At 69.8% G+C, this 24,108-nt stretch carries 20 protein-coding genes, 2 rRNA genes and 1 pseudogene; 11 read left to right on the top strand and 12 right to left on the bottom strand.

What is annotated here, in order from left to right:
- Positions 1–5: 5 nt before the first annotated feature.
- Positions 6–1,094, bottom strand: a complete 1,089-nt coding sequence (locus MM440_RS10920; RefSeq protein ID WP_241444328.1) for a hemolysin family protein — start codon at positions 1,092–1,094, stop codon at positions 6–8.
- Entirely contained in the window at positions 1,091–2,434 is a 1,344-nt protein-coding gene (locus MM440_RS10915) for a hemolysin family protein (protein ID WP_241444327.1), read from the bottom strand. The genes MM440_RS10920 and MM440_RS10915 overlap by 4 nt, the downstream gene beginning before the upstream one ends.
- 259 nt (positions 2,435–2,693) lie before the next feature.
- On the opposite strand from MM440_RS10915, the gene MM440_RS10910 reads away from it, so the two are divergent.
- The 3 genes and pseudogenes from MM440_RS10910 to MM440_RS10900 form a co-directional block, all read left to right on the top strand.
- Positions 2,694–6,599, top strand: a complete 3,906-nt coding sequence (locus MM440_RS10910; RefSeq protein WP_241444326.1) for a multifunctional oxoglutarate decarboxylase/oxoglutarate dehydrogenase thiamine pyrophosphate-binding subunit/dihydrolipoyllysine-residue succinyltransferase subunit — start codon at positions 2,694–2,696, stop codon at positions 6,597–6,599.
- A gap of 95 nt (positions 6,600–6,694) precedes the next feature.
- Positions 6,695–6,871 carry a DUF6104 family protein gene (locus tag MM440_RS10905; protein ID WP_241444325.1) on the top strand — a complete coding sequence of 59 codons (177 nt, stop codon included), beginning with the start codon at positions 6,695–6,697 and terminating at the stop codon, positions 6,869–6,871.
- Positions 6,872–6,938: 67 nt separating this feature from the next.
- Positions 6,939–7,544: pseudogene (locus tag MM440_RS10900) on the top strand (GDSL-type esterase/lipase family protein); the annotation flags it as partial.
- 80 nt (positions 7,545–7,624) lie between these two features.
- On the opposite strand, the gene MM440_RS10895 reads toward MM440_RS10900, so the two are convergent.
- On the bottom strand, positions 7,625–8,593 hold the full coding sequence (locus tag MM440_RS10895; protein WP_241444324.1) for a zinc-binding dehydrogenase: 969 nt from the start codon (positions 8,591–8,593) through the stop codon (positions 7,625–7,627).
- Positions 8,594–8,675: 82 nt separating this feature from the next.
- On the opposite strand from MM440_RS10895, the gene MM440_RS10890 reads away from it, so the two are divergent.
- Together MM440_RS10890 and sodN are read left to right on the top strand one after the other, a co-directional pair.
- Complete coding sequence (locus MM440_RS10890; protein WP_241444323.1) at positions 8,676–9,071, top strand: S24 family peptidase; 396 nt, start codon at positions 8,676–8,678, stop codon at positions 9,069–9,071.
- Between the two features lie 122 nt (positions 9,072–9,193).
- Complete coding sequence (sodN, locus tag MM440_RS10885; protein ID WP_241444322.1) at positions 9,194–9,592, top strand: superoxide dismutase, Ni; 399 nt, start codon at positions 9,194–9,196, stop codon at positions 9,590–9,592.
- A 101-nt stretch (positions 9,593–9,693) separates the two neighbouring features.
- On the opposite strand, the gene MM440_RS10880 is transcribed toward sodN, so the two are convergent.
- On the bottom strand, positions 9,694–10,164 hold the full coding sequence (locus MM440_RS10880; RefSeq protein WP_241444321.1) for a hypothetical protein: 471 nt from the start codon (positions 10,162–10,164) through the stop codon (positions 9,694–9,696).
- Between the two features lie 104 nt (positions 10,165–10,268).
- On the opposite strand from MM440_RS10880, the gene MM440_RS17620 reads away from it, so the two are divergent.
- Positions 10,269–10,343: a 50S ribosomal protein bL37 gene (locus tag MM440_RS17620; protein WP_369853652.1), complete on the top strand. Its 75-nt coding sequence runs from the start codon at positions 10,269–10,271 to the stop codon at positions 10,341–10,343.
- An 84-nt stretch (positions 10,344–10,427) separates the two neighbouring features.
- On the opposite strand, the gene rsrA is transcribed toward MM440_RS17620, so the two are convergent.
- The 4 genes from rsrA to MM440_RS10860 form a co-directional block, all read right to left on the bottom strand.
- A complete protein-coding gene (gene rsrA, locus MM440_RS10875) occupies positions 10,428–10,691 on the bottom strand; it encodes a mycothiol system anti-sigma-R factor (RefSeq protein ID WP_241444320.1) in 264 nt (87 codons plus the stop codon).
- Complete coding sequence (locus tag MM440_RS10870) at positions 10,688–11,401, bottom strand: sigma-70 family RNA polymerase sigma factor (RefSeq protein ID WP_420914159.1); 714 nt, start codon at positions 11,399–11,401, stop codon at positions 10,688–10,690. Before MM440_RS10870 ends, rsrA begins: the two co-directional genes overlap by 4 nt.
- An 83-nt stretch (positions 11,402–11,484) precedes the next feature.
- Positions 11,485–12,222 (bottom strand): alpha/beta hydrolase family protein, encoded by a 738-nt coding sequence (locus MM440_RS10865; RefSeq protein ID WP_241444319.1) that lies wholly within the window; start codon positions 12,220–12,222, stop codon positions 11,485–11,487.
- Positions 12,219–13,019 (bottom strand): SOS response-associated peptidase, encoded by an 801-nt coding sequence (locus MM440_RS10860; RefSeq protein ID WP_241444318.1) that lies wholly within the window; start codon positions 13,017–13,019, stop codon positions 12,219–12,221. Before MM440_RS10860 ends, MM440_RS10865 begins: the two co-directional genes overlap by 4 nt.
- Positions 13,020–13,213: 194 nt before the next feature.
- Between MM440_RS10860 and aroA the strand changes: the two genes are divergently transcribed.
- Genes aroA through hisN form a run of 4 tightly spaced genes read left to right on the top strand, consistent with a single transcriptional unit; the run spans position 13,214 to position 17,307 of the window.
- Complete coding sequence (gene aroA, locus MM440_RS10855; protein ID WP_420914157.1) at positions 13,214–14,602, top strand: 3-phosphoshikimate 1-carboxyvinyltransferase; 1,389 nt, start codon at positions 13,214–13,216, stop codon at positions 14,600–14,602.
- Positions 14,599–15,630 carry a ribosome small subunit-dependent GTPase A gene (gene rsgA / locus MM440_RS10850; RefSeq protein WP_241444317.1) on the top strand — a complete coding sequence of 344 codons (1,032 nt, stop codon included), beginning with the start codon at positions 14,599–14,601 and terminating at the stop codon, positions 15,628–15,630. Before aroA ends, rsgA begins: the two co-directional genes overlap by 4 nt.
- A complete protein-coding gene (locus MM440_RS17375) occupies positions 15,614–16,510 on the top strand; it encodes a phosphatase PAP2 family protein (protein ID WP_241444316.1) in 897 nt (298 codons plus the stop codon). The genes rsgA and MM440_RS17375 overlap by 17 nt, the downstream gene beginning before the upstream one ends.
- Positions 16,507–17,307: a histidinol-phosphatase gene (gene hisN / locus MM440_RS10840; RefSeq protein ID WP_241444315.1), complete on the top strand. Its 801-nt coding sequence runs from the start codon at positions 16,507–16,509 to the stop codon at positions 17,305–17,307. Before MM440_RS17375 ends, hisN begins: the two co-directional genes overlap by 4 nt.
- Before the next feature lie 27 nt (positions 17,308–17,334).
- On the opposite strand, the gene MM440_RS10835 is transcribed toward hisN, so the two are convergent.
- Together MM440_RS10835 and MM440_RS10830 are read right to left on the bottom strand one after the other, a co-directional pair.
- A complete protein-coding gene (locus MM440_RS10835) occupies positions 17,335–18,735 on the bottom strand; it encodes a M16 family metallopeptidase (RefSeq protein WP_241444314.1) in 1,401 nt (466 codons plus the stop codon).
- Complete coding sequence (locus tag MM440_RS10830) at positions 18,732–20,090, bottom strand: M16 family metallopeptidase (protein WP_241444313.1); 1,359 nt, start codon at positions 20,088–20,090, stop codon at positions 18,732–18,734. Before MM440_RS10830 ends, MM440_RS10835 begins: the two co-directional genes overlap by 4 nt.
- A 199-nt stretch (positions 20,091–20,289) precedes the next feature.
- Here MM440_RS10830 and MM440_RS10825 point away from each other — a divergent pair, with 199 nt between their 5' ends.
- On the top strand, positions 20,290–20,511 hold the full coding sequence (locus MM440_RS10825) for a hypothetical protein (protein ID WP_241444312.1): 222 nt from the start codon (positions 20,290–20,292) through the stop codon (positions 20,509–20,511).
- Positions 20,512–20,647: 136 nt separating this feature from the next.
- On the opposite strand, the gene rrf is transcribed toward MM440_RS10825, so the two are convergent.
- Both rrf and MM440_RS10815 read right to left on the bottom strand, forming a co-directional pair.
- Positions 20,648–20,764: ribosomal RNA gene (rrf, locus tag MM440_RS10820) — 5S ribosomal RNA — on the bottom strand.
- A gap of 159 nt (positions 20,765–20,923) precedes the next feature.
- Positions 20,924–24,034 (bottom strand): 23S ribosomal RNA (locus MM440_RS10815).
- Positions 24,035–24,108: the final 74 nt, after the last annotated feature.

Here is a 24,108-nt window from a genome sequence, read left to right as displayed (position 1 = left end):
GCGGCTCAGCTGCGCTCGACGCCGCTCAGCCGCTGCCGCTCGGCCCGACGCTCCAGCGCCCGCTGGGACTCGTCCGTGACGGTGCCGACGAGCTCCTCGAGCACGTCCTCCAGGAAGACGACACCGCGCACCCGACCCTCGCGGTCCACGACCTGCGCGAGGTGGCTGCCAGTGCGCTGCATCGTCGCCAGCACGTCCTCCACCTCGTCGTCGGTGCCGACGGTCGCGAGACGGCGGACGCGCTTGGCGGGCACCGGCTCGTCGAAGTCCTCGTCGCGGGCATAGAGGACGTCCTTGAGGTGCAGGTAGCCGACCGGGTCGCCCTCGTCGCTCACGACCGGGTAGCGGGAGTAGCCGTGCTTGGCCACCAGACGCTCCAGGTCCTCCGGGGTCGCGCCGAGAGGCAGCGTGACGAGCCGGTCCAGCGGCACCGCCACCTCACGGGCCAGCCGGTCGCTGAACTCCAGCGCGCCCTGCACCAGACCGTGCCGGTCGGCCTCGATCAGCCCCTCGCGGTGGGACTCCTCGACGATCAGCCCGACCTCCTCGATCGTGTAGGTCGAGGTGACCTCGTCCTTGGGCTCCACCCGGAAGCAGCGCACGAGCAGCTTGCCGAGGTGCTCCATCACGGTGATGACTGGACCGAACGCGCGCGCGAAGTACAGCAGGGGCGGCACGAGCAGCAGGGCCGCGCGATCGGGCCCGGCCAGCGCGAGGTTCTTCGGGATCATCTCGCCGACCACGACGTGCAGGTAGATGACGACGAGCAGGCCGCCGACCAGCGCCAGCGGCGTGGCCAGCGACGCGGACACGTGCAGGGAGTGGAACAGGTCCTCGAAGAGGACCTCGAGGGCCACCTCCGCGAGCGCACCGAGGCCGAGCGAGCACACGGTGATGCCGAGCTGGGCACCGGCGAGCAGGGTCGCGACCCGCTCCAGCGCGTCCAGGCACAGCTGGGCGCTGCGTGACCCCTCGGCCGCGAGCGGCTCCAGCTGGGAGCGGCGAGCCGCCATCAGCGCGAACGAGGCGCCGACGAAGAAGGCGTTGCCGAGCAGCAGGAGGAGCGAGACCCACAAGGCGGTGGCGGTGCTCATCGGCGCTCACCGTCCTCGGCGGCGTCCGGCCCGTCGACCGGGTCCGACGCGGCGCGGGTGAGCCGCAGCCGATCCACCCGGCGGCCCTCCATCCCCTCGACCGTGAGGGACCACCCGTCGAACGTCACAACGTCCCCGACGACCGGGATCCGACCGAGCTGGGCCATGACGAAGCCGCCGACCGTCTCGTAGGCCGACCCCTCCGGGATGGCCGCACCGAGCCGGTCGCGCACCTCGTCGCAGCGCCACAGCCCGGGCAGGCTCCAGCTGCCGTCGGCCCTGGTCCGGGCCATCCGGTCGCCACGGTCGTGCTCGTCGGCGACCTCGCCGACGATCTCCTCGACGACATCCTCGAGGGTCACCACCCCGGACGTGCCGCCGTACTCGTCGAGCACGATGGCGAGCTGGAAGCCGCTCTCGCGCAGCTGCAGCAGCAACGGGTCGAGCCGGATCGTCTCGGGCACGTAGAGCGTGTCGGCCATCAGCGCCGAGACGGGCACGTCGCGGCGGCGGTCGTGCGGCACCGCGAGCGCCCGCTTGACGTGCACGACGCCGTCGATGTCGTCGAAGTCCTCACCGGTGACCGGGAACCGTGAGTGGCCGGTGCGTCGGGCGAGGGTGAGCACGTCGTAGGCACTCGCGGTGCGCTCGATGGTGGTGACCCGCACCCGCGGCGTCATCACGTCGTCGGCGGTGCGCTCCCCGAAGCTGAGGGTGCGGGTGAGCAGCCGAGCGGTGTCCTCGTCCAGCGTGCCGGCCTCGGCCGAGCGGCGCACCATCGACGACAGCTCCTGCGGGGTGCGGGCACCGGACAGCTCCTCCTGGGGCTCCACCCCGACCCAGCGCAGGAAGGCGTTGGCCGAGCCGTTCAGCACGACCACGAGCGGACGCGCCACGATGCTGAAGAAGCGGACCGGCCCGGCGACCACCTTGGCCGTGGCCAGCGGGGCCGAGATGCCGAGGAACTGCGGCGTGATCTCGCCGATCACCATCGAGAACACGGTGGCGACGACGAGGGCGAGGGCGGTCGAGCCGGTGCGGACCACCTCGGCCGGCAGCCCGAGCGCCTCCAGCGGGGCGACGAGCAGGGTGCCGAGCGACGGCTCGACGAGATAGCCGACGAGCAGGGTGGTCAAGGTGATGCCCACCTGGGCCGCCGAGAGCTGGGTGGAGAGGTGTCGCAGCGAGTCCAGGACGGTGGCGGCGCGCTGGTCGCCTCCGTCCACGGCCCGCTGGACGCCCGTGCGATCGAGGGCGACCAGCGAGAACTCCGCGGCCACGAAGACGGCGGCGCCCGCCGTGAGCAGGACGCCGAGTGCCAGCAGGAGCCATTCGTTCATAGTCCCCGAAGTCTACGGTTCGGCACCGACAGACCCCCTCACCTTGGTCGTCGGTCTGCAGCGGCGCCGCGCGCGAGATAGGCTGGGCTACGATTCCTGGTTTCTTGCCTGCGAGTGTGTCCCGTGCAGCGTTGCGCCCGTCGTGCACCCTGCCGTCCGCCCGGAGCAGGCCGGGGCCAGGTCGCAGATGTCAGCGACTGACAACCTCCACGCAAGAAAGAGGCGAATTCGCGCCGTGTCCGCTACCCCGACTCCTTCCATGGCCTCCTTCGGAGCCAACGAGTGGCTGGTCGACGAGCTGTACGACCAGTACCTCAGGGACAAGAACTCCGTGGACAAGGCGTGGTGGCCGTTCTTCCAGAACTACAAGCCCACGGGTGAGCAGTCGGGCAAGAACGGCTCCGGCACCCCCACTGCCGGCGCCGCCGCCGCGACGTCCTCGGCTCGACCCACGGCTCAGTCCGAGGATCAGTCCAGTGCTCAGAACCAGGCCCCGGCCACGGTGCCGTCCGAGCGGCCCCAGCCGACCCAGTCCCGGCCCGAGGCGAAGGCCCCGGCGGACCAATCGGGCGAGACCCCCACCGACCCCGGTGACCACGGCGGTCGGCCGGTGCGCGCCTCCGAGCGTCCCGTAGACCTCGCCGGCAGCGCCCAGGTGCCGAGCTCGCGGCCCACTGCTCAGGTCGAGGCGCCGACGCCCAACGCCCCCGTGGCCCAGGCCGCCCAGGCGATGCCGCGCGACATCCCCCAGGTCAAGCGCAAGGAGGCCTCCACCGAGGACCAGGTCGTGGCGCTCAAGGGTCCGGCCGCACGCATCGTCACCAACATGGACGCGAGCCTCACCCTGCCGACGGCGACGAGCGTCCGCTCGGTGCCCGCCAAGGCGCTGATCGACAACCGCACGGTCATCAACAACCACCTGCGGCGCAGCCGCGGCGGCAAGATCTCGTTCACCCACGTCATCGCCTACGCGATGGTCAAGGCGCTCGAGATCATGCCCGACATGAACTACTCGTTCGGCGAGCAGGACGGCAAGCCCGCCCTGGTCAAGCCGGGTCACGTCAACCTCGGCATCGCGATCGACCTGCCGAAGCCCGACGGCACCCGCTCGCTCGTCGTGCCGAGCATCAAGGCCGCCGAGCAGATGGACTTCGTCCACTTCTGGACCGCCTACGAAGACCTCATCCGCAAGGCGCGCAACAACAAGCTGACGATCGACGACTTCGCCGGCACCACCATCTCGCTGACCAACCCCGGCGGCATCGGCACCGTGCACTCGGTGCCGCGGCTGATGAAGGGCCAGGGCACGATCATCGGCGTCGGTGCGCTCGACTACCCAGCCGAGTGGCAGGGCGCCTCCCAGGAGACGATCAACCGGATGGCCGTGAGCAAGATGCTCACGCTGACCAGCACCTACGACCACCGGGTCATCCAGGGCGCCGCGTCGGGCCAGTTCCTCAAGATCATCCACGAGCTGCTGCTCGGCGAGCACGGGTTCTACGACGAGATCTTCGTGTCCCTGCGGATCCCCTACGAGCCGGTCCGCTGGATCCAGGACATCTCCGCCGGGCACGAGGACGACGTCTCCAAGGGCGGTCGCGTCCAGGAGCTCATCCACGCCTACCGCGTCCGCGGTCACCTGATGGCCGACATCGACCCGCTCGAGTACCAACAGCGCCGGCACGCCGACCTCGACGTCGCCAACCACGGCCTGACCCTGTGGGACCTCGAGCGTGAGTTCCCCACCGCCGGGTTCGGCAACAAGCCGATCATGACCCTGCGCGAGATCCTCGGCATCCTGCGCGACTCCTACTGCCGCACCGTCGGCGTCGAGTACATGCACATCCAGGACCCCGAGCAGCGCGCCTGGATCCAGGACAAGGTCGAGCACCGCGCCGACAAGCAGTCCTCCGAGGACCAGCTGCGGATCCTGCGCCGGCTCAACGCGGCGGAGGCCTTCGAGACCTTCCTGCAGACCAAGTTCGTCGGGCAGAAGCGGTTCTCCCTCGAGGGCGGCGAGTCCGTGATCGCCCTGCTGGACCGGATCCTGTCGCGGGCCGCCGAGGAGGACCTCGACGAGGTCTGCATCGGCATGCCGCACCGCGGCCGGCTCAACGTGCTCGCCAACCTCGCGGGCAAGTCCTACGGCCAGATCTTCCAGGAGTTCGAGGGCACCCAGGACCCCAAGTCGGTCCAGGGCTCCGGTGACGTCAAGTACCACCTCGGCACCGAGGGCACCTTCACCTCCGAGGAGGGCGCGCAGACCAAGGTCTACCTCGCCGCGAACCCCTCCCACCTCGAGGCCGTAGACCCCGTGCTCGAGGGCATCGTGCGCGCCAAGCAGGACCGGCTCGGCCTCGCCGGCGAGGCGTTCACCGTGCTGCCGATCCTGATGCACGGCGACGCGGCCTTCGCGGGCCAGGGTGTCGTGGCCGAGACGCTGCAGCTGTCCCAGCTGCGCGGCTACCGCACCGGCGGCACCATCCACGTGGTCGTCAACAACCAGGTCGGCTTCACCACCGCCCCGTCGAGCAGCCGCTCCTCGGTCTACTCGACGGACCTGGCGCGCACCATCCAGGCGCCGATCTTCCACGTTAACGGCGACGACCCGGAGGCCTGCGTGCGGGTCGCCGAGATCGCCTTCGAGTACCGCCAGCGGTTCGCCAAGGACGTCGTCATCGACATGGTCTGCTACCGCCGCCGCGGCCACAACGAGGGCGACGACCCGTCGATGACCCAGCCGCTCATGTACAACCTCATCGAGGCCAAGCGCAGCGTCCGCAAGCTCTACACCGAGTCGTTGATCGGCCGTGGTGACATCACCATGGACGAGGCCGAGGGCGCGCTGAAGGACTACCAGCAGCAGCTGGAGCGCGTCTTCGTCGAGACCCGGGCGGCCAAGAAGGCCGGCACCGGCGAGAACCCGCGCGACAACGCGGGTCTGGAGCGTCCCGAGGCGCAGGCCGTCGACAACCGCACCCCGGCCCGCGACATCAAGACGTCCGTCGACGCGGCGATCCTGCAGCACATCGGCGACGCCTTCGTGGCGATCCCCGAGGGCTTCACGGTCCACCCCAAGCTGCGGCCGCTGCTCGAGAAGCGCGCCCAGATGGTCCGCGAGGGTGGCATCGACTGGGGCATGGGCGAGCTGCTCGCCTTCGGCACCCTGCTGATGGAGGGCACCCCGGTGCGCCTCGCCGGCCAGGACAGCCGCCGCGGCACCTTCGTGCAGCGCCACGCGGTCCTGATCGACAAGGTGACGGCCGAGGAGTGGACCCCGCTGCTCTACCTCGGGTCGGGTCAGGCGCGGTTCACCGTGCACGACTCGCTGCTGTCCGAGTACGCCGCGATGGGCTTCGAGTACGGCTACTCCGTAGAGCGCCCCGAGACCCTGGTCCTCTGGGAGGCCCAGTTCGGCGACTTCGCCAACGGGGCGCAGACGATCATCGACGAGTTCATCTCCAGCTCGGAGCAGAAGTGGGGCCAGCGCTCCTCGGTGGTGCTGCTGCTGCCGCACGGCTACGAGGGTCAAGGGCCCGACCACAGCTCCGCGCGCATCGAGCGCTACCTGCAGATGTGCGCGCAGGACAACATGACGGTCGCCTACCCGAGCACGCCGGCGTCCTACTTCCACCTGCTGCGTCGCCAGGCCTACGCCAGGCCGCGCCGGCCGCTGATCGTCGCGACCCCGAAGTCGATGCTGCGCCTCAAGGCCGCCGCCTCGAGCGTCGAGGAGTTCACCGACGACACCTTCCGTCCGGTGATGCACGACCGCTCCGAGCCGGCCCTGGACGCCGGGTCGGTCGACCGGGTGCTCCTGTGCGCGGGCAAGGTCTACTACGAGCTGGACGCCGAGCGCGCCAAGCGCAAGGACACCCGCACCGCGATCCTCACCCTCGAGCAGCTCGCCCCGCTGCCCGCGGCCGAGATCGCCAAGGAGGTCGCCGCCTACCCGGGTGCCGAGCTGGTGTGGGTGCAGGAAGAGCCGGCCAACCAGGGCGCGTGGTCGTTCGTCGACCTCAACCGCCAGCTGCTGGTCGACCAGGGCGAGACGCGACCGCTGCGTCTGGTCAGCCGTCCGGCGTCGGCGTCGCCTGCCACCGGGTCGTCCAAGAAGCACGCGGCCGAGCAGGCCGATCTCGTCGAGCGCGCGTTCGCGCGCTGACCGGAGCGCCCCACCCGCGCCACCGGCGACCGTCGAGGGTCCGTCACCTGCGAGGTGACGGACCCTCGTCGCACGAGTAGGGCAGAATGTGGGGCGTGTACTTCACCGACCGGGGGATCGAAGAGCTCGAGGCACGTCGAGGCGACGAGGACGTGACGTTCGCCTGGCTCGCCGAGCAGCTGCGCACCTTCGTCGACCTCAACCCCGAGTTCGAGACCCCCGTCGAGCGGCTCGCCACCTGGCTGGCCCGGCTCGACGACGACGAGGACTGACGCAGCGCACCCGCCCGATCCCCCTCGGGCACGACCAACGCACGCACGACAGAACAGGACCTACCCCGTGGTGTTCCGCGACCCGCAGCAGTTCAACCCCTCCCCGCACGCCGACGCCTCGGCGGACCCCGCTGCCGGTCCGCGCGACGTGGGCCTCGTGTTCATCGGGGACTCGCTGGTCGCCGGCTACGGCGACCCCAAGGGGTTGGGCTGGGTCTCGCGCGTCGTCGCCCGCACCCAGCACCCCGACCTCGACCTGACGAGCTACAACCTCGGCATCCGCGGCGACTCCTCGGCCGACGTCCTCGCCCGCTGGCGCACCGAGTGCCCGCCGCGCTGGGCGGCCCGCACCGAGCGGCGCCTGGTCATCGGCGTCGGCGCGGGTGACGTGCAGCGCGGCATCACCACGGCGCGCTCGCGGCTCAACCTAGCCAACATCCTCGACGACGCGCAGAGCCAGGGCATCGCGGCCTTCGTCGTCGGCACTCCCCGAGCGCGGACCAGGTCTTCAACGCCACCCTCGAGATCGTCAACGAGGCCCAGGCCGACGTGTGCGCACGCCGCGGCGTCCCGTTCGTCGACTGCTACAAGCCGCTCCTCGGCCACGACCAGTGGACCGCGGACCTCGACTCCTCCGCCGACGGGTTCCACCCGGGCCAGGCCGGCTACGGCCTGATCGCCTGGCTGGTCCTGCACGGCGGCTGGGACGAGTGGATGCGCCTCTCCCGCTGACTCCGGCCCGCTGACGCCCCGTCAGCCGACGCTGACGACCACCTTCCCCATCAGCTCCCCCGCCGCCATCTTCTCGAAGCCCTGCCGCGCGTCCGCGAGCGGCACGACCGAGTCGATGGCCGGGGTGATGCCGGCCGCCAGGACGAACCGCGCCAGCCGGTCGAGCTCGTCCCGGGTGCCCATCGTCGAGCCGACCACACGCAGCTGGCGGAAGAAGATGTCCGTGAGCAGCATCGGGGCCGGGTCGCCCGACGTGGCGCCCGACGTGACCAGCGTGCCGCCCGGACGCAGCGACTTGATCGAGTGCTTCCAGGTCGCGGCCCCCACGGTGTCCAGCACCGCGTCCACCCGGTCGGGCAGCCGCTCGCCGGAGGCGAACGCCGCGTCGGCGCCGAGAGCCACCGCCGCCGCGCCCTTGGCCTCGTCGCGCGACGTCACCCACACCCGTAGACCGGCCGCGGACCCCAGCTGGATCAGCGCGGTCGCGACCCCGCCGCCCGCACCCTGCACGAGCACCGTGGCACCGGGCGCGACGCCGGCGTTGGTGAACAGCATCCGGTAGGCCGTCAGCCAGGCCGTCGACAAGGTGGCCGCCTGCTCCCACGACATGCCCGCGGGCTTCGGGACCAGGTTGGCGGTCGGCACGGCCACCTGCTCGGCCAACGTGCCGGGGTGCAGCTCGGACAGCAGCGTGCGGCGCGGGTCCAGCGTCTCGTCCCCGCGCCAGCCCGGCGAGGCCACGACGGCGTGCAGCAGCACCTCCGCGCCGTCCGGGGTGGTGCCGGCCCCGTCGCAGCCGAGGATCATCGGTAGCCGGTCGGCGGGCAGACCCACCCCCTTGAGCGACCACAGGTCGTGGTGGTTCAGCCCGGCGGTGCGGACGGTGACGACGGTCCACCCGTCCTCGGCGACCGGAGCGGGCTGCTCCCCGATCTGCAGGCCCGAGAGCGGGTTGTCGGCGGACTGGCTGGCAGCGAAGCAGGCGAGCATGATCCTCAACCTACCCGCACCAACCGTCGCAGGCGCGGGCGGGCACCTTTCGTGTGGGCTGCAGCACACCTATGATCGGTCGGTGCACCGGACCCGCCGCCTCTCCACCCATCCCTCGGGGACGATCCGTCGCCGTCTCGGGTTCGCGATCGTCCACGGCCGGTCGATGGAGCCCACGCTGCACGAGGGAGACTGGCTGCTGGTCGCCTACGGCGTGACGCCCATCATCGGGCGGATGGCGCTGGTGCGGCTGCCCGACGGGTCCACCGGTCCCCGACCGCTCTCGGTCAAGCGGGTCATGGGCCGCGACCCCAAGACGGGTCAGGGCTGGTGGGTCGAGCGCGACAACCCGCGCGAGGGCATCGACTCCTGGCACGTCGGCGCCCTCGCCGACCAGGACATCGAGGCTGTGGTCATCAAGCGAGTCCCGACGCCCCTCACCCGGCTGCCGCGCTTCTCGCCGCCCGCGGGCGCCTGAGCCCTTGTTGCGAACCAACTGCAGGAGTGTCTTCCGTAGCCCTCGGGGGTAGGTTGGCAGCATGTCCTGCAGCGCCCGTCGCTGTCGGTGACGTCACCGCCCTGCTAGCGAAAGGAACGCCTGTGTTCGTCTTCGCCCCCACCGTCGAGGTCAGCGCCCACTGCGACCTCCCGTGCGGCATCTACGACCCCTCTCAGGCCCGCCTCGAGGCCGAGTCCGTCAAGGCCTGCATGACCAAGGCCAACGACAGCGACGACCAGACCTTCAAGGATCGCGCCCTGATGATCAAGGAGGAGCGCTCCGACCTGGTCAAGCACCACCTGTGGGTGCTGTGGACCGACTACTTCAAGCCCCCGCACTTCGAGAAGTACCCGCAGCTCAACCAGCTGTTCAACGAGGCCACCAAGCTGGCCGGCGCGGGCGGCACCAAGGGCTCGTGGGACCCCAAGGTCGCCGACGACCTGCTCGCCAAGATCGACGAGATCGCCGCGATCTTCTGGGAGACCAAGAAGGCCGCCTGAGGCCCCTCCCGGAGCTCGCGCTCCGCTCCCGCACCACGTTCGGCCCGCCCTGGTTCTCCAGCGGCGGGCCGAGCCATGTCACGACCTCAGCCAGCCCGGCCTCAGGGACGCTGCTCGCGCACCAGCTGGGCGGTGGCCTCCAGCAAGGCGTCCTCGAGCGCCATGGCGGTGGCGACGACCCGGATCCGGCCGTCGCCGGCCACCCGCACCAGGGCGGTGCCGGGCGGGTTCGAGCCGTCCACGTCCACGTCCCCCGGCTGCAGCGGCACGACCCCCTGCAGGATCCCGCCGTAGCCGTTGTCGGCCACCCAGGCGAGCACCTTCTCGGTGTAGTCGTAGGCCGCCGCCGACCGCGGCAGGCGCACCAGCTCACCGGTCGGCGTCACCCCGAGCCCGGTCAGCCCGTGCCCGGTGAGCGGCCACGCCGTCGCCCAGGTCTTCAGGCCGCGGAACCCGCGGGCCGGCAGCCCCCAGAGCGGCACCCCGGCCCCGGACAGCACCTCGGCGCTGCGGGCCGCCCACTCGTGGACCTGCCGCAGGGCTGCGCGCTGCTCGTCCTCCCTCGTCGTCATGGCGCCATCCTCCCCCAGGTCACCGGCCACCGGCCACTCGCACCTGCCACGCAGGACTCTGTGAGAGACTGGTGCGGATATCCCCCGACCTGAAGGAGGCCCCGATGAGCAAGCGCGCTCGTAAGCGCCGCTCCCGCAAGGGCAACGCCGCCAACCACGGCAAGAAGCCCAACGCCTGAGCCGCGTTCAGCACAAAGCCCCGCACCTGCCTGGCAGGTGCGGGGCTTTCGCATGGTCGCGACGACCCGATCAGCACGACTCGATCAGTAGTACTCGCTCCGGATCGAGGTGAAGCTCGCGATGATCTGGGTGCGCAGCGTCGTCGGCGCCGGCTCGCAGGCGCAGGAGCGTCGGATCAGCGCCTTGAGGGCCCGGTCGCGCTCGTACTCCGCGAGGCACGGCGGGCACTCGGCGAGGTGCGCCGCGATGCGCTGGCACTCCTCCTCTGTCATCTCACCGTCGAGATACTCGTAGCAGTGCTCCCGGATGTGGTCGCACGGCGTCTCGTGGGGGTTGCCACAGCTCATGACTCCGCTCCCTTCCGGGGCTGCGCCGTCCCGAAGCCCCGCTCGCGCGCGTAGTCCTCGAGCTGCTCGCGCAGCTGACGGCGGCCACGGTGCAGCCGCGACATCACGGTCCCGATCGGGGTGTCCATGATCTCGGCGATCTCCTTGTACGCGAAGCCCTCCACGTCGGCGAGGTAGACCGCGAGGCGGAAGTCCTCAGGGATGGCCTGCAGCGCCCGCTTCACGTCGCTGTCCGGCAGGTGGTCGAGCGCCTCCGTCTCGGCGGACCGCAGGCCGCTCGAGCTGTGCGACTCCGCGCGGTGCAGCTGGTAGTCCTCGATGTCGGCCGCGTCCGACTGCAGCGGCTCCCGCTGCTTCTTGCGGTAGGTGTTGATGTAGGCGTTCGTCATGATCCGGTAGAGCCACGCCTTGAGGTTGGTGCCCGGCCGGAACTGGTGGAACGCGGCGTACGCCTTGGCGAAGGTCTCCTGGACCAGGTCCTCGGCGTCGGAGGGGTTGCGCGTCATCCGCAGCGCAGCGCTGTAGAGCTGGTCCAGGAAGGGCAGCGCCTCCGCCTCGAACCTGGCCTGCCGCTGCTCCGGCGTCTCGGCGGACGCGTCCGCGCGGTCGATGTCAGTCATCACCGACAAGCCTAACCCCGCGTCGGCGGCCCCACCGGTGGGTCGGTGCCCACCGCCCAGCGAGCCCTCGAGCTCTACGGAGGGCAGCATGGCTGCGACAAGCATGGAGCGACTCCCTTCCTGGAGACCTCGATGGGGGCTCCCAGGCCGTTCAACGCCGCGCCGTCGCGCTCTCATTCCCGGGCTCGTCCGGCCGCCGGCGCGATCCCCTCGAGCCAGGCCCGCACCGCGTCGACCACCGGGGTCGGATCGGCGCCGAAACCGTGCCCGCCAGGCACGTCGACGACCTCCACCACCCCCACGGCCGGGCTGGGGACCGCACCAGGCGAACCGGCACGCACGGCAGCACGCACCGCAGCGCCCGCGCCGAACGGATCCCGTAGACCCTGCACCACCAGCACGTCCAGCCCGGCCAGGCCCGGGAGCAGCAGCTCGTCGACCCGCGACGCCCGGGCGGGCACACCCCGCGGCTGCGCCGCCCCGGATGCGGACCGCGCGGGCGCCGGGGGCCGCAGCGGGAACGCCAGCGCCAGGACGGCGTGCGCGCCGCGCGCCGCCGCGGTCCGGCAGGCCACCCGGGCACCCGCGGACCGACCGCCGACCACGAGCGGTCGGGGCAGCCGTGAGCGGCGCAGCGCGACGAGCACCTCGGTCCAGGCGGTGTCGAGCACGGGCGGGCGGGCGGCGACCCGCTTGCCGGCGACCCGCCAGGGCTGCTCGACCAGCACGACGACGAACCCCTCGTCGGCGAGCCCCGTGAGCGCGCGCAGGTCGGCGGACCAGGCCGACCCGCCGGCCCCGTGGCCGAGCACCAGCGTCCCGCGCTCCGCCGTGCCGCGAGCCGGCCGGTGGATCTCGGCGCGGGCCAGGCCCACCGACGTGGGGATCTCCTTGACCCGGCGGCTGCTCATCCGACGATCTCCCCCGTGGCGAGGTCGACGACCCCCTCGAGAGTCGCGGGGTCGGCAGGCTCCAGCAGCTGGGGGCCGTTCTCCCGCCGGTTGACGGCCTGGCTCACCGGATAGGCCTCCAGCCGTCCCGGCGCGGCCCCCTCAAGGTAGCCGCGCACGACGTCCGGGTCTTGCTCGTCCGGGTCCAGCCAGCCGGCCCACTGCTCGGGGTCGAGCACCAGCGGCTGCCGGTCGTGCAGCTGCTCCATGCCGGGCTCGGCCGCCGTGGTGATGATCGCGAAGGTCGTCAGCCACGCCGCCGGGTCGTCCGGGTCGACGCTCGGGTCCTTCCAGAACTCGTAGAGCCCGGCCATCGTCAGCCGCTGCCCGTCCCGACGGTGCACGAAGAACGGCTGCTTGCGTGGCGCCCCGCGCGGGCCGGTCGCCACCGGGGACGCCTGCCACTCGTAGTAGCCGTCCGCGGGCACCAGGCACCGCCGCGAGCGCGCGGCCTTCGCGAAGGCCCCTTTGGTGAGCACGCTCTCGGCGCGGGCGTTGATCATCCGGGCGCCACCCTTGCTGTCCTTGGCCCAGCTCGGCACGAGGCCCCAGCGCAGCACCCGCAGCTGGCGCACCGCGGGTTCGCCGGTGGGCAAGCGGTCCTCCCCCCGCGGCTCGCGGGTCAGCACGATCGGGGCCGGGTCGGTGGGCGCCAGGTTGTAGTTCGGGGCCAGCGGCTCGTCGACGCGCACCTCGTCCACCTCAAGCTCGAGCACCAGCTCGTCGGCATTGGCACTTGCTGCGTAGCGTCCGCACATGCGTCCAGCGTAGGACGCCGCCGCGCCGGACGGGCTTGCTCGGGCGGGCTCCCCTCAGTGCGCCGAAGGAACTACCGTAGGAACCTGCGCGAGCCGGCCCCAGCCGGCCGCGACCAGCACCGCGCAGCAGACCAGCACCGCCCAGCTCCAGCCAGCACCGCCCAACACCTGTCCCCGAGACGAAACGATCGCCCGTGCCTCGCTCCTCCTCGCCCGCGGACCCCAGCCCGTCCGACAGATCGACCGCCACGACGCCCGCGACGCCACCGTCCACGACCGTCCTCGGCCGCCGAGACTGGGCGGCCCCCACCGCGAGCGGCCCGATCGACGCGACCGTCGCCCTGCCGGGCAGCAAGTCCCTCACCAACCGGTTGCTCGTCATCGCGGCGCTCGCCAACGACGTGTCGCGCCTGCGGCGACCGCTGCGCAGCCGCGACACGCTGCTGATGGCCGAGGCGATGCGCTCGCTCGGCGCCGAGATCACCGATCACCCGACGCACGACCCGGACACCCCCGACTGGGTGGTGCGCCCGGCTCCGCTGCGCGGACCGACGACCATCGACTGCGGCCTGGCCGGCACCGTGATGCGATTCGTCCCGGCCGTGGCCACCCTCGCCGCCGGTCCGGTGACCTTCGACGGTGACCCGCACGCCCGCACCCGGCCGGTCGGCCCGGTGCTGGAGGCGTTGCGCGCCCTCGGCGCCGACATCGACGACGAGGGGCGCGGCACGTTGCCCTTCACGGTCGAGGGGCACGGCGCGGTGCGCGGCGGCGACGTCACCCTGGACGCGTCGGCCAGCAGCCAGTTCGTCTCGGCGCTGCTGCTCGCGGGCGCCCGGTTCGACGAGGGCGTGGTGGTGCACCATGTCGGCAAGCAGGTGCCGAGCCTGCCGCACATCCAGATGACCGTCGAGGTGCTGCGCGACGCCGGCGTCATGGTCGACGACTCCGACGCCGACACCTGGCGGGTCGACCCCAGCGAGATCAACGCGCTCGACGTCACGGTCGAGCCGGACCTGTCCAACGCGGCCTGCTTCCTCGCGGCGGCGATGGTCACCGGCGGGCGGGTGCACGTGCCCGACTGGCCGCGGCACACGACGCAGGCCGGCGACCAGATCCGCGAGGTCTTCGCCGCGATGGGTGCCGACGTGGTCCTCGACCGTGACGGGCTCACCGTCACCGGGCCCCAACGCCTGCTGGGCGTCGACGTTGACCTGCACGACGCCAGCGAGCTCACGCCCGTCGTGGCCGCCGTGGCCGCCCTCGCGCAGACCCCCAGCTGGATCCGCGGCGTCGCGCACATCCGCGGCCACGAGACCGACCGGCTGGCCGCGCTGACGACCGAGCTCGGCCACCTGGGCGCGGACGTCCACGAGACGGACGACGGTCTCGCCATCCGACCGGCGCGCTTGCACGGCGGGCTGTTCGCCACCTACGCCGACCACCGCATGGCGATGGCCGCCACGGTCCTCGGCCTCGCCGTCCGCGGTGTCGTCGTGGAGGACGTCGAGACCACCAGCAAGACGTTGCCGCAGTTCACCCAGCGCTGGGAGGCCTTCCTGGCCGGGGGCCGCGCGTCGTGAGCCGGCGCCCGAGCGACTACGACGAGAGCGACGTCCGGATCCGCCCGAGCCGGCGCGGCTCACGGCCGCGCTCGAAGGACCGCCCGGGCCACGAGGACGCCGTCCCGGCTCGGGTCGTCGGTGTCGACCGCGGCCGCTACACCACGCTGCTCGACGAGGGCGAGCCCGGCGAGCGCACCGTCGTCGCGATGAAGGCCCGCGAGCTGGGCCGCAAGGGCATCGTCGTCGGCGATCTCGTCGGTCTCGTCGGTGACCTGCGCGGCGGGCCGGACTCCCTCGCCCGCGTCGTCCGGGTCCACCCCCGCACCTCGGTGCTGCGCCGCACCGCCGACGACTCGGACCCGGTCGAGCGGATCATCGTCGCCAACGCCGACCAGCTCGTCATCGTCACCGCGCTCGCCAACCCCGAGCCGCGACCGCGGATGATCGACCGCTGTCTGGTCGCCGCCTACGACGCGGGCATGGACCCGCTGCTGCTGCTCACCAAGGCCGACCTCGTAGACCCCGGCCCCTTCCTGCAGCGCTACGCACCACTCGAGGTGCCCACCCTCGCCACGGCCGCCTCCCCCGACGGGGACCTGGACCCGAAGGGCATCGCCGAGCTCACGGACGCGTTGCGCGGACGGACCAGCGTCCTCGTGGGACACTCGGGCGTGGGGAAGTCGACCGTGGTCAACCTGCTGGTGCCGGACGCCGGACGCGCCACCGGCCAGGTCAACGACGTCACCGGCCGCGGGCGGCACACGTCCACCAGCGCCGTGGCCCTGCGGCTGCCCGGGCGCGACGGCTGGGTCATCGACACCCCCGGCGTGCGCTCGTTCGGGCTCGCCCACGTCGACCCGACAAGCATCGTCGACCACTTCCCCGACCTTGCGCCCGGCACCGGGCAGTGCCCGCGCGGCTGCACCCACGACGAGCCCGAGTGTGCGCTCGACGACTGGGTCGCCTCCGGGAAAGCCGGTCCGACCGGCGCCGAACGTCTCGTCTCACTCCGCCTACTCCTGAGGTCCCGTGCCGAGTCCGACTGATCCCACCCCTGACCGCCCCGGCACCGACCCGCACGGTCACCGTCCTGACACCGCAGGGGGTGGCCACCTTCCCGCCGACGGCCGGGTCCGCGCGCCCGGTCCGTTCGACGAGCACATCGGCGAGCGCGACCTCGCGTCCTGGCGCAGCACCCCCGGCCGGGTGCTCGCGCGCGGTGCCACCCGGCTCGGGGCCAGGTCGCCGCACGCCGTGACCCTGCTGGTCACCGCCATCCTCGGCGGCCTGCTCTGCCTGCTGCTCACCCAGGTGAGCGCGGAGGTCTACGAGTCGGTGAAGGAGGGTGACGCGCTCGCCTCGATCGACCGGCCGACCCTGGACCTGATGCTGCGCTGGCGCTCCCCGGACCTGGACCAGTGGATCACCTGGTTCACCGACCTCGGCGGGCCGGTCCTCGCCCCGGCGATCGCCGCTGTCGTCATGGCGTTCCTGGCCTGGCGCTGGCGCAGCTGGACCCCGGTGGTCCTGATGGTGATCGCGGGCGCCGGGTCGCTCGCCATGACGATCGCCGGCAAGGACCTCGTCGGCCGGCTGCGGCCCCCGCTCGCCGACGCCGTGCCGCCGTACGAGTACTCCCCCAGCTTCCCGAGCGGCCACACCCTGAACGCCGTGGTCATCGCCGGCACCCTGGCCTATCTGCTGCTCGCCCACGAGCACACCCGCGTCTCACGCACCCTCGCGGTCCTCGCGGCCGTGGTCTACGCCGTCGCGATGGGGCTCTCGCGGGTCTTCCTCGGCCACCACTGGCTCTCCGACGTCGTCATGGGGTGGGCCCTCGGGCTGGCCTGGTTGACCGCGTTGATCACGGCGCACCGCCTGTGGCTGACCGTGAAGCGGGACAAAGCGACTAACGTGGGGGCGTGACCAGCGCCGCCGCCCGCCCCCAGACCTACGAGGACGACGTCAGGCTGGCGCACGTCCTCGCCGACTCGGTCGAGCGGGTCACCATGACGCGGTTCCGGGCCGAGGACCTGGTGGTCGACACCAAGCCCGACCTCACCCCGGTGAGCGACGCCGACCGCGACGCCGAGGAGCTCATCCGCGGCCAGCTCAAGCGGGCCCGGCCGCGGGACGCGGTCGAGGGCGAGGAGTTCGGCATCACCGGGCACGGCTCGCGCCGCTGGGTGATCGACCCGATCGACGGCACCAAGAACTACGTCCGTGGGCTCCCGGTCTGGGCCACCCTCATCGCCCTCATCGACGGCGACCAGCCGGTGATGGGCCTGGTGTCCGCCCCGGCGCTCAATCGCCGCTGGTGGGCCAGCGCCGGCGCCGGCGCCTGGACCGGCCGCAGCCTGATGCGGGCCAGCCGCCTCCAAGTCTCGAAGGTCTCCCACATCCAGGACGCCTCGCTGTCCTACGCGAGCATCGGCGGCTGGACCGAGATCGGCCGCCGCGACGCCTTCCTCGGCCTCACCGAGGACTGCTGGCGCACCCGCGCCTACGGCGACTTCTGGTCCTACATGCTGGTGGCCGAGGGGTGCGCGGACATCGCCGCGGAGCCCGAGCTCGCGCTCTACGACATGGCGGCGCTCGCCCCGATCGTCACCGAGGCGGGCGGGCGGTTCACCGGGCTCGACGGCCGCCCCGGTCCGTTCAGCGGCAACGCGGTCGCCACCAACGGCCTCCTGCACGACGAGGTGCTCGGCCGCCTCGGCTGACGCCCGCCCGGCGTCGAGCCGGGCCGGTCAGGCGGGTCGCACCTCAACCGGTCCCGCGCCGAGCGCCTCGACCCCCTCGCGGTAGACCTGTGCGTCGCCCACCACGACGATCGTCCACTCCCCCACGGGGACCCGCTCGTAGGCCGAGTCCAGGTCCGTCGTGGTCAGCCGGCCGAGGTCGTCGAGGAGCTGCTGGGACCAGCCGGTGTCGCGCCCCTCCAGCGCCAGCCCGGCCGCCTCGGACGCCAGGTCGTCCGCGGTCGCGAACCGGCTCGGCGCGGTCATCCGCATGAAGTCGGCCCCGGAGCGCAGCTCCTTCTCGGTGAAGCCGTCGCGGGCGTTCGCGAGGATCTCGAGCAGCAGCCGCAGCGCGTCCACGGTCACCTCGGAGCGCACCGAGCCCGAGCTGAGGAAGATCCCGTCCTTCGATCGCGGCACGAAGCCGGCCCGCACGCCGTAGGTGTAGCCCTTCTCCTCGCGCAGCACCGCGTCGAGCCGCGCCTGCGGGGCTCCGCCCAGCACGAAACCGAGCACCTGGTAGGCCGCCCAGCCGCCCTCGACGTCGTGGTCGGGGCCGAGACAGCCGACGTAGAGCTCGGACTGCACCGAGCCGGGCCGGTCCAGCAGCACGATCTTCGTCGCGTCCGCTGCCCGCTGCGGCTGCTGCGGCGCCACCACCGGGTCCGGCTGCGCCGCCCAGGCGCCGAAGATCCGCTCCGCCGTCGCCAGCACGTCGACGGCGGGCTCTCCAGCCGGTCCGGCGGACAGGTCGCCGGCGACGACGAGCGTCGACCCGACCGGACCGATGTGGCGGCGGTAGAACTCGCGGACGTCCTGCGCGGTGATGGTCCGGACCGAGGCCGCGGAGCCACCGCCCGGCCGGCTGACCCGGCTGTCCGGGGTGTAGAACACCGACGCGAACTCTCGCGAGGCCCGGGACCGGGGGTCGACCTTCTCCTGCTCGATGTCGGCGAGTCGGCGGCGCACCGCGCGGGCGACCTCGTCGTCGGGGAAGGCCGGGTGCCGCAGGCACTCACCGAACAACGTCATCCCCTCGTCCCAGCGGGTGCGCGGCAGGTCGAGGTCGAAGATCACGCCGTGCTCCGACGACGACGACCCGAGCGCGGCTCCCGAGCGCTCCAGCAGGTCGGCGAAGTCCTCCGCCGAGTGCTCCTCGGTGCCCTCGTCGAAGGTGTGCGCGAGGATCCCGAGGACCCCCTCGCGCTCCTGCGGCTCCTGCGACGGTAGCGCCGGCACCGCGAGCCGCACCGACAGCACATACTGCCCCGGCACGTCGTAGGCCAGCACCGTGAGCCCGTTGTCCAGCGTCCACCGGGTGGCGGTGGGCATGGTCCAGTCGGCGGGCGGCGTAACCGGGGGGCGACCCGGCAGGCTCGCCTCGGTGGCGGTGGACGTGTCGGTGCTCATCGATCTTCCTTGTCTACGACGGCGGCCTGCTGCGACAGCCCGCTCGGGAGGTCGGTGACCGGCTCTACTGGTTCCTCGCCGGCCGGTGGCTCCGCACGCAGGTAGGCGACGACGGCCCGGTTGCGGGGTCGCAGATAGGTCGCGGCCGCCTGCTTGACCTGCTCGCCCGTGATGGCCCCGAGCCGGTCCAGGATGGTGTTGATGAACTGGGGGTCATCGTGCAGCAGCGTGTTCCCGCAGATGGCGTCCGCGCGCTCGTCGAGCGAGGCGAGGTGCTGCAGCCAGCCGCGCTCGTTCTGCGCCATGACCGCCTCGAGCTCCCCCGCCGTCGGTCCCTCCAGGGCGAACCGGTCCAGCTCCTCGGTCAGCGCCGCCTCGGCCCGGTTCGGGTTGACCCCGTCGGCCACGTCCACGCTGATGAAGCCCAGCGACACCCCGTCGACGAGCCCCCACGCCGCGGCGTGCAGGCTGTTGGCCAGGTGCTCGCGCCGGACCAGCCGCTTGTACAGCCGAGACGTCGCCAGCCCACCGAGGACGTCCAGGGCCATCGAGGCCGCGAAGAACTCGTCGGTCCCGTCCACGGGCAGCCGGAAGCACAGGTAGAGCCGGTCGCTCGGCACGTCCTCGCGTCGCTCCAACCGCACCGGCTCGTCCAGCGGAGGCAGCGGCTCGACCGGCTCACGGCGCGCGGCGGCGCTGGCCGGCAGCCCACCGAAGTACCGCTCGACCGCAGCAAACCCCTCCTCCGGCGTCACGTCACCGGCCAGCGTGATCACCGTGTTGTTCGGCCCGTAGTGCTCGCTGAAGAACGACCGCACGTCCTCGAGGCTGGCCTCGTCCAGGTCCTCCATCGACCCGATGGTGGAGTGGTGGTAGGGGTGCCCGACGGGGAAGACGGTGGCGTACATGTCCGCGATGGCGTGACCGTACGGCTGGTTGTCGTAGCGCTGCCGCTTCTCCTCCTTCACCACGTCCCGCTGGTTGTCGAGGTTCTCCTGGCTGAGCGCCGCGAGCAGCCGGCCGTGCCGGTCGGCCTCGAGCCACAGCGCCAGATCCAGCGCACCCGTCGGCACCGTCTCGAAGTAGTTGGTGCGATCGAACCACGTGGTCGCGTTGAGCCGCCCACCCTGGTCCATCAGCAGCGCGAAGTGCTCCCCCGACGCGACGTTCGCTGATCCCTGGAACATCAGGTGCTCGAAGAGGTGGGCGAACCCGGTGTGCCCAGTCGCCTCGTGCCGCGAGCCGACGTTCACCCAGAGGTTGACCGTCACGGTCGGCACATTGTGGTCCTCGTTGACGACGACCCGTAGCCCGTTGGCCAGGGTGCGCTCGCTGATCCGGTAGTCCAGGGGCATGGACCTACCCTAGGCCCTCCCCCTCGCAGCCTCGAAGCCGTCCGCACCGACGCAGCCTGGCCTGCCCACCGACCCGGGGCTGAACAACCTCTCAGGGCCCGGACGAGGACTTCTCGACAATTGTCCTCCCCGATCGCGCCGCCGTCCTACAGTGGCCGGCAGAGGCGACGACGCCTCGCTCTCACCTGAAGGAGTACCCATGGCCCTGTCCGTCGACCTCGCGAAGAAGCTCGACAAGGCGTACGAGGACAAGACCCTCGCCGAGGTTCTGTCCGCTCCGCCGTCCGCCCTCGCCGGCCTCACAGAGAAGCACGACCAGCTGCTGGCCGAGCTCGGCATCAAGACCGTTCGCGATCTTGGCACCAACAAGTACTTCGCCCTCGCCGGCGTCCTCAGCGCCCTGGCCAACCACAGCGGCTGAGGAACCTCATCGACTGACGAGCCTCATCGGTGCGCGGGCTCTTCGCTCGCGAAGCGCCACCAGAACACACGAAAGCCCCTGGGCGATCAACCGACTTTCGTCGGGATCAGCCACAGGGGCTTTCGTCATACAAGATGTCCGGCGGCGTCCTACTCTCCCACACCGTCACCAGTGCAGTACCATCGGCGCTGTCAGGCTTAGCTTCCGGGTTCGGAATGGAACCGGGCGTTTCCCTGACGCTATGACCGCCGTAACCCTCTCACCCACACCCCCACACAGTCAGCCACCCGTCAGGGCGCTTCCCGAGCGTTCGGGGCTGGGAAATCCAGTCACAACCAAACAACACAACCTCACCCGCCAAGCGGGTGGGGGTTGTGCTCAGTGAACAACACAGTGGACGCGAGTCATCATCATGGTCAAGTCATCGGCTTATTAGTACCGGTCAGCTCCACACATTACTGTGCTTCCACATCCGGCCTATCAACCCAGTAGTCTAGCTGGGAGCCTCTCACCCACAAGGGGCACGGAAACCTCATCTTGAAGCATGCTTCCCGCTTAGATGCTTTCAGCGGTTATCACTCCCGAACGTAGCTAATCAGCGGTGCTCTTGGCAGAACAACTGACACACCAGAGGTTCGTCCATCCCGGTCCTCTCGTACTAGGGACAGCCCTTCTCAAGTTTCCAACGCGCACAGCGGATAGGGACCGAACTGTCTCACGACGTTCTAAACCCAGCTCGCGTACCGCTTTAATGGGCGAACAGCCCAACCCTTGGGACCTACTCCAGCCCCAGGATGCGACGAGCCGACATCGAGGTGCCAAACCATGCCGTCGATATGAACTCTTGGGCAAGATCAGCCTGTTATCCCCGGGGTACCTTTTATCCGTTGAGCGACCGCGATTCCACAATCCACGGCCGGGTCACTAGTCCCGACTTTCGTCCCTGCTCGACCTGTCAGTCTCACAGTCAAGCTCCCTTGTGCACTTACACTCAAAACCTGATTGCCAACCAGGCTGAGGGAACCTTTGGGCGCCTCCGTTACCCTTTAGGAGGCAACCGCCCCAGTTAAACTACCCACCAGGCACTGTCCCTGATCCGGATCACGGACCGAGGTTCAGGCATCCAGCACGACCAGAGTGGTATTTCAACGATGACTCCACCATCACTGGCGTGACAGCTTCACAGTCTCCCACCTATCCTACACAAGCCGTGCCGAACACCAATACCAAGCTATAGTAAAGGTCCCGGGGTCTTTCCGTCCTGCTGCGCGTAACGAGCATCTTTACTCGTAGTGCAATTTCGCCGAGTTCGCGGTTGAGACAGTAGGGAAGTCGTTACGCCATTCGTGCAGGTCGGAACTTACCCGACAAGGAATTTCGCTACCTTAGGATGGTTATAGTTACCACCGCCGTTTACTGGCGCTTAAGTTCTCAGCTTCGCCCCGAAGAGCTAACCGGTCCCCTTAACGTTCCAGCACCGGGCAGGCGTCAGTCCGTATACATCGAATTACTTCTTCGCACGGACCTGTGTTTTTAGTAAACAGTCGCTTCCCCCTGGTCTCTGCGGCCAATCACGCTCAGACAGCGTGTGTCATCACGATCATGGCCCCCCTTCTCCCGAAGTTACGGGGGCATTTTGCCGAATTCCTTAACCACGATTCACTCGATCGCCTTGGTATTCTCTACCTAACCACCTGAGTCGGTTTGGGGTACGGGCGGCTCAGTCCCTCGCTAGAAGCTTTTCTAGGCAGCATAGGATCACCCTCTTCCCGCATACGCGGTCACTATCAGATCTCACCCTACATGTGCCACGGATTTACCTATGACACGGGCTACGTCCTTGGACGTGGACAACCATCGCCACGCGGAGGTTACCTTCCTGCGTCACTCCATCGCTTGCCTACTACCAGATCAGGCCGCTCCATCCACCACGCACCCTCCCCGAAGGGAGGTTACGCGCAGCTTCACCGAGCTTAGTATCACTGGCCTCGACAGGGGCGGTACTGCGCCGGTTCCGGAATATCAACCGGATGTCCATCGACTACGCCTGTCGGCCTCGCCTTAGGTCCCGACTTACCCAGGGCAGATTAGCTTGACCCTGGAACCCTTGGTTATTCGGCGGACGGGTTTCTCACCCGTCATTCGCTACTCATGCCTGCATTCTCACTCGTGTAGCGTCCACGACTGGATCACTCCGCCGCTTCACTCGCCACACGACGCTCCCCTACCCATCAACACGCCTGAACCACAAACGGCTTAGCAATGTGTCAATGCCACAGCTTCGGCGGTGTGCTTGAGCCCCGCTACATTGTCGGCGCAGAATCACTTGACCAGTGAGCTATTACGCACTCTTTAAAGGGTGGCTGCTTCTAAGCCAACCTCCTGGTTGTCATCGCAACTCCACATCCTTTTCCACTTAGCACACGCTTAGGGGCCTTAGCTGGTGATCTGGGCTGTTTCCCTCTCGACTACGGAGCTTATCCCCCGCAGTCTCACTGCCACGCTCTCACTTACCGGCATTCGGAGTTTGGTTGACGTCAGTAACCCGGTGGGGCCCATCAGCCATCCAGTAGCTCTACCTCCGGCAAGAAACACGTGACGCTGCACCTAAATGCATTTCGGGGAGAACCAGCTATCACGAAGTTTGATTGGCCTTTCACCCCTACCCACAGCTCATCCCCCCAGTTTTCAACCTAGGTGGGTTCGGTCCTCCACACGGTCTTACCCGCGCTTCAACCTGGCCATGGGTAGATCACTTCGCTTCGGGTCTAGACCCCGCGACTACACGCCCTGTTCGGACTCGCTTTCGCTACGGCTTCCCCACACGGGTTAACCTCGCCACGGAGCACTAACTCGCAGGCTCATTCTTCAAAAGGCACGCCGTCACCCCACAAGGAGGCTCCGACGGATTGTAAGCGCACGGTTTCAGGATCTATTTCACTCCCCTCCCGGGGTACTTTTCACCTTTCCCTCACGGTACTAGTCCGCTATCGGTCACCAGGGAATATTTAGGCTTAGCGGGTGGTCCCGCCAGATTCACACGGGATTTCTCGGGCCCCGTGCTACTTGGGATACGACCCAGAAGTCCACACCATTTCGCCTACGGGGGTCACACCCTCTGTGCCCGGCCATTCAAGACCGTTCGGCTATGACGCAGATTTTTCACTCCTCACCAGCTTGTCAGCACTGGAACGGATCGTCCCACAACCCCGGCCATGCAACCCCTGACAGGTATCACACACAACCGGTTTAGCCTCTTCCGCTTTCGCTCGCCACTACTCACGGAATCACTGTTGTTTTCTCTTCCTGTGGGTACTGAGATGTTTCACTTCCCCACGTTCCCTCCACACACCCTATATATTCAGGTGCAGGTGACAAGACACTCATCTTGCCGGGTTTCCCCATTCGGACACCCTCGGATCACAGCCTGGTTATCGGCTCCCCGAGGCTTATCGCAGATTCCCACGTCCTTCTTCGGTTCCTGGTGCCAAGGCATCCACCGTGCGCCCTTAAAAACTTGGCCACAAAGATGCTCGCGTCCACTGTGTAGTTCACAAAACACAACCCCGACCAACCCCGAGCACCCACCAACAGGCA

Origin of the sequence: Arsenicicoccus piscis (genome assembly GCF_022568835.1) — a bacterium.
Taxonomy (GTDB): Bacteria; Actinomycetota; Actinomycetes; order Actinomycetales; family Dermatophilaceae; genus Arsenicicoccus; species Arsenicicoccus piscis.
This window is presented reverse-complemented; position numbering and strand designations above follow the sequence as displayed.